The 5,083-nt window shown below is 66.6% G+C and carries 3 protein-coding genes; all 3 read left to right on the top strand.

Translation table 11 applies throughout. The features are described 5' to 3' along the window. Nucleotides 1-1,455, top strand: a 1,455-nt coding sequence (locus AC2VOU_RS02980) for a type I polyketide synthase (protein ID WP_486956025.1), incomplete at its 5' end; no start/stop codon positions are given. A gap of 3 nt (nucleotides 1,456-1,458) precedes the next feature. Further along, complete coding sequence (locus AC2VOU_RS02975; RefSeq protein WP_486956024.1) at nucleotides 1,459-4,074, top strand: NAD-dependent epimerase/dehydratase family protein; 2,616 nt, start codon at nucleotides 1,459-1,461, stop codon at nucleotides 4,072-4,074. A gap of 19 nt (nucleotides 4,075-4,093) precedes the next feature. After that, on the top strand, nucleotides 4,094-5,083 hold a 990-nt coding region (locus AC2VOU_RS02970), incomplete at its 3' end, for a carboxylesterase family protein (RefSeq protein ID WP_486956023.1).

Genomic DNA, 5,083 nt, shown 5'->3' with positions numbered 1-5,083 from the left:
CTGTTCGAGGCGGGCGTGCTGCGCCCGTTGCCGGTGACCACTTTCGACGTGCGGCGGGCGCCCGTGGCGCTGCGGTATTTGAGCCAGGCGCGTCATATCGGCAAGGTGGTGTTGACCATGCCGGATGGGTGGGCGCTGGGTACGGTGTTGATTACCGGTGGTACGGGTATGGCCGGTTCGGCGCTGGCTCGTCATTTGGTGGTCAATCATGGTGTGCGGCAGCTGTTGTTGTTGGGGCGCCGTGGGCCGGATGCGCCGGGTGCTGCGGAGCTGACAGCGGAGTTGTCGGCCGTCGGTGCCGAGGTGTCGGTGGTGGCGTGTGACGCTGCGGATCGTGCTGCGTTGGCGAAGGTGTTGGCTGACATTCCGGTGCAGCATCCGTTGTCGGCGGTGATTCATGCCGCGGGTGTGCTCGATGATGCGGTGCTGATGTCGTTGAGCCCGGAGCGGGTGGATGCGGTGTTGCGGGCCAAGGTCGACATTGCGTGGAATTTGCATGAGCTGACTGTGGATTCGAACGTCTCGGCGTTTGTGATGTTCTCCTCGATGGCGAGCCTCGTCGGATCATCGGGCCAGGCGAACTATGCAGCGGCCAATGGTTTTCTCGATGGTTTGGCGGCGCACCGCCGGGCGCGCGGTCTGCCGGCGATCTCGCTGGGCTGGGGCCTGTGGGAGCAGGCCAGCAGCATGACGGGAGAACTCGCCGAGGTGGACTTCGCCCGCTTCGCCCGCGACGGCATCGTGGCAATGTCCTCTTCGCAGGCGCTGCAGCTCCTCGACACCGCGATGGTGATCGACGAGCCGTTCCTGCTGCCCGCCCACATCGACACCGCCGCACTGCGGACGAAGTTCGACGGAGGCACGCTGCCGCCGATGTTCGTCGACCTGATCAACGCGCCGGCACGCCGCCAAGTCGACGATTCGCTGGCCGCCGCCAAGTCGAAGTCCGCGCTGCTGCAACGGCTCGACGGTTTGCCCGAGGACGAGCAGCAGGCCGTGCTGCTGGATCTGGTGCGCTCGCACATCGCCACCGTGCTGGGCACCAGCAGCCCGGAGGCCATCGACCCCGACAAGGCGTTCCAGGAGTTGGGTTTCGACTCGCTGACCGCCGTCGAAATGCGCAACCGCCTCAAAGCCGCCACCGGTCTGCCGCTGTCACCGACGCTGATCTTCGACTACCCGAACTCCACGGCCCTGGCGGGCTACTTCCGCGGGGAGCTGATCGGCGCCTCGGCCGAAGTGGTCGCCAAAGTCGCACCCGGTGAAGCGGAGATCCAGCGTGTGGTGGCGTCCATTCCGGTCAAGCGGCTGCGGCAAGCCGGGGTGCTAGACCTGTTGTTGGGTCTGGCCAACGAGGCCAATGACCCGGATGCCGATCAGGGTAAGGAAAAAGACCTCGCGACAATGGATCTCGACGACTTGGTCAATGCCGCATTCCTCGACGACGAAGAGTAGCCGATGAGAATCGCGGTCATCGGGGCCAGCGGAGTCGTCGGCCGAGGGGTGGTCCTGCGACTGTTCAGTGCGGGCCACGAGGTAGTCGGTCTGGCCCGGCGTCAGCCCGAAAGCTGGCCGGGCGGAGCGGCCTTCGTCTCCGGTGATATTCGCGACGCCAGCACTGTGCGGCGGGCGGTGGCGGGTGCGGAGGTCGTTGTGCACTGTGCCTGGGTGAGAAATCCGGCTACAGTTCGTCCCGCGGACCGCGACGTCAACGTCGGTGGTACCCGCAATGTGCTCGAGGCGATGGCACGGACCGGTACCCGTCGCATTGTGTTCGCGTCATCGGCTCACGTCTACGGGTCCGGATATTTCAAGTCGGAAGCCGAACCGTTGCAGCCGGTTTCAGCGTACGGTCGGGACAAGGCCAGTGCAGAGTCGATGGTTGCGGCAAGCGGTGCCCAGTGGGTGACAATCCGTAGTGCGGCGATCCTCGGCCGCGGCGTCGACAACTGGGTGCGGCGGGCACTGGCGGGCGCCGTTCTGCCGACTGCCCCAGATCGTACCCTGCAGGCCGTGCACACCGACGACGCGCACCGGGTATTCGTCCGTGCCGCCCTCGACGCGGGCATCGGCAGCGGAGCGGTGAACCTCGCCGCGCCCGGAGAGCTCACCCTCGGTGAGATCGCCCAGACGCTCGGGCGGCCTACGGTATCGCGGCTGTTTCGCAGGCTAGGGCCCGCCGCCGAACTCGACTTGCTGCTGGGCGCACCATCGCTGGATAGCGCTCTGCTGCAGAACAAGTGGAATTACGCACCGGCCTGGACCGGACACGAATGTCTGGACGACTTCGCCTTAGCGGTGCGCGGCCGGGTGAGCATCGGTCCGCGGTTGACGTCGGTGCCCTGGCGGCTGACCCATGTTCAGGACATCCCGGCGGTCGATGCCCCAACCGCCGATGGAATGACGACCGTGATGGCCGGTCCCGACGGCGACAACGGCGAGTTCGACACTCCGATCGACCCCCGATTCCCGACCTATCTGGCGACCAATCTCTCCGAGGCGCTGCCGGGCCCGTTCTCGCCGTCGTCGGCATCCGTGACAGTCACGGGACTGCGTGCCGGCGGCGCGATCATTGCCGGCCGATTGCGTCCCGGCGGACTGATCCAGCGCGAGATCGCCACTCGCACAGTGGGAGTATTCGCCCACCGGCTGTACGGGGCCATTACCACGGCGCACTACATGGCCGAAGTCGTGCCCTTCGTCAAACCGGGGACGGTGATCCGGCAGAGCCAGTACTTCGGTCCCAGCGTGGCGTCTATGCCAATACACGGCGAACAAGAGCTACCCCCCGAATCACGCAGCGCGACAGGACCGTTGCGCACCGTGCGAAATCTGGGTGTGTTCGGCGCCAATCTGGCCGGTTTGATCGTCGGTGCAAACTACGACACCACTGACTTCGTCGACGACGTCGCCAGGCTCGAAGAGCTTGCCGCCGGCGAGCTTTCACAACTCAGTGATCCGCGCTTGCAGAGCCTGATCTTGCTGGCCCGGGACAGCATCGTCGACGCGTGGGTGCTCTCGATGGGCTCATTTCTGACGTTCGCTGCGCTCAGCACGATTCTGCGCGGTGTGATCGGACGCGACACGGTGCTGCCGGTCGGTCAGGAGTTGGCCAGTGCCGGCCCCCTGAAGGTCGTGTATCGGCTGGCCGATGCGGCCCGACGCGATGCCAACGTAAGCCGCATTCTGGCCGGTGCCGGCGACCATCTCGCCGAACTGGAAGTCCAGGCCCCAGAGTTTTACAAGAAGGTGCTCGCTGAATTGAACTCGTTCGGACACCGTGGTCCCGCCGAGCTCGAAATGCGCTCGTCCAGCTATGCCGACGACCCGGCGTTGCTACTGCGTATGGTGGCGAAATCCCTTGACGCGCCGATGCGCTCGAAGACCAACCGCTCGGAGATCCCGTTGCGCGCTCGACCGGTGGCACTGCTGGCTGCGCACCAGGTCCGCGACCGCGAAGTGCGTCGCGATCGGATGGTGCGTTCGGTCTGGTTGTTGCGCAACCTCCTTCGTGAGCTCGGACGCAGGCTCACGAGTGCGGGTGTGCTCGGCACCGTGGACGACGTGTTCTATCTGCTCGTCGACGAACTCGACGCGCTGCCCGCCGATCCCGCCGAGGTGGTCGCGCGGCGCCGTGCCGAGCAGAGCCGACTCGCCGGCGTCACCCCACCGGCGATCTTCAGCGGCACGTGGCGCCCCGCGACCATCGCGGCATCCGTGCTGTCCGCGGGGCAGGCGCTCAGCGGGGCCGGCGTCAGCGGTGGGCGGGTCCGCGGCCGGGTGCGGATCGTGCGACCGGACACCATCGACGATTTGGAGGCCGGCGAGATTCTCGTCGCGGAAGTCACCGACGTCGGCTATACGGCCGCGTTCTCCTACGCGGGTGCCGTCGTCACCGAACTCGGCGGGCCGATGTCGCATGCCGCGGTGGTGGCTCGGGAATTCGGCATTCCGTGCGTGGTCGATGTGCATGACGCCACGCGACGTCTGCCGCCCGGAGCGCTCGTCGAAGTCGATGGCACGGCCGGGACCGTCCAGGTGCTCGAACCCGACCTGCCCGGCGCCACCTCCTGACGTTCGCTACCGTCGGGTGATGCACGAACACACCGTCCGCATCGTGACCGCCGCGGGAACCGTCGAAGGTTTCACCCGCGACGGCGTCCATCGCTGGCGATCCATCCCCTACGCTCGTCCGCCGCTGGGTGAACTGCGGTTCCGGGCGCCCGAGCCGGCTCAGCCCTGGCGCGGTGTGCGTTATTGCCACGGCTTCACCAACTGCGCACCGCAGGAGCGTCGCTACACCGTCCTCGGGGTCGGCAAGTACCAGGCGATGGGGGAGGACTGCCTCACCCTCAACGTGGTCGCGCCCGAAGCGGCGGCGGCCGAGCCACTACCGGTGATGGTGTTCATCCACGGCGGCGGATACATCATGGGTAGCTCGGCCACGCCGATCTATGACGGGGTGGCGCTGGCCAAACGCGGCTGCGTCTACGTCTCGGTCAACTACCGGCTGGGTGCGCTGGGCTGTCTGGATCTGTCGTCGCTGTCGACGCCGGGCGTCACCATCGCCGGCAACCTGTTTTTGCGCGATCTGATCCTGGCGCTGCGCTGGGTTCAGGACAATATTGCGGCCTTCGGTGGCGACCCCGCGAATGTGACCGTGTTCGGCGAGAGCGCCGGCGCGCATGCCGTCGCTGCATTGCTGGCCGCACCTGATGCCGAAGGGCTTTTCGCTCAGGCAATTTCGGAGAGTCCCGCCAGCGGTATGACGCGCTCAACCGATGTCGCCGCGGAGTTTGCGGCGCGGTTCGCCGCGGTACTCGGCGCCCGCAAGGACAATGCGATCGACGTGCTGATGAAGGCGACACCCGCGGAGCTGGTGGCGGCGCAGCATCGCCTGATCAGCGATGGTGTGCGAGACATGTTGGGCGCGTTCCCCATTGGGCCGGTATTCGGGGACGACGTGCTGCCCCTGGACCCGCTCCATGCGATGCAGCAGGGCAAGGCGCATCGCGTGCCGCTCATCGTGGGAACCAATGCAGACGAAGGCCGGTTGTTCACCCGCTTCTTGCAGCTGTTGCCG

This window comes from Mycobacterium sp. TH-M25, assembly GCF_057473665.1.
This window is presented reverse-complemented; position numbering and strand designations above follow the sequence as displayed.

Coding starts and splice junctions, on each gene's coding strand:
- AC2VOU_RS02975 (WP_486956024.1), top strand. CDS start 1,459: ATGAGAATCGCGGTCATCGGGGCCAGCGGAGTCGTCGGCCGAGGGGTG.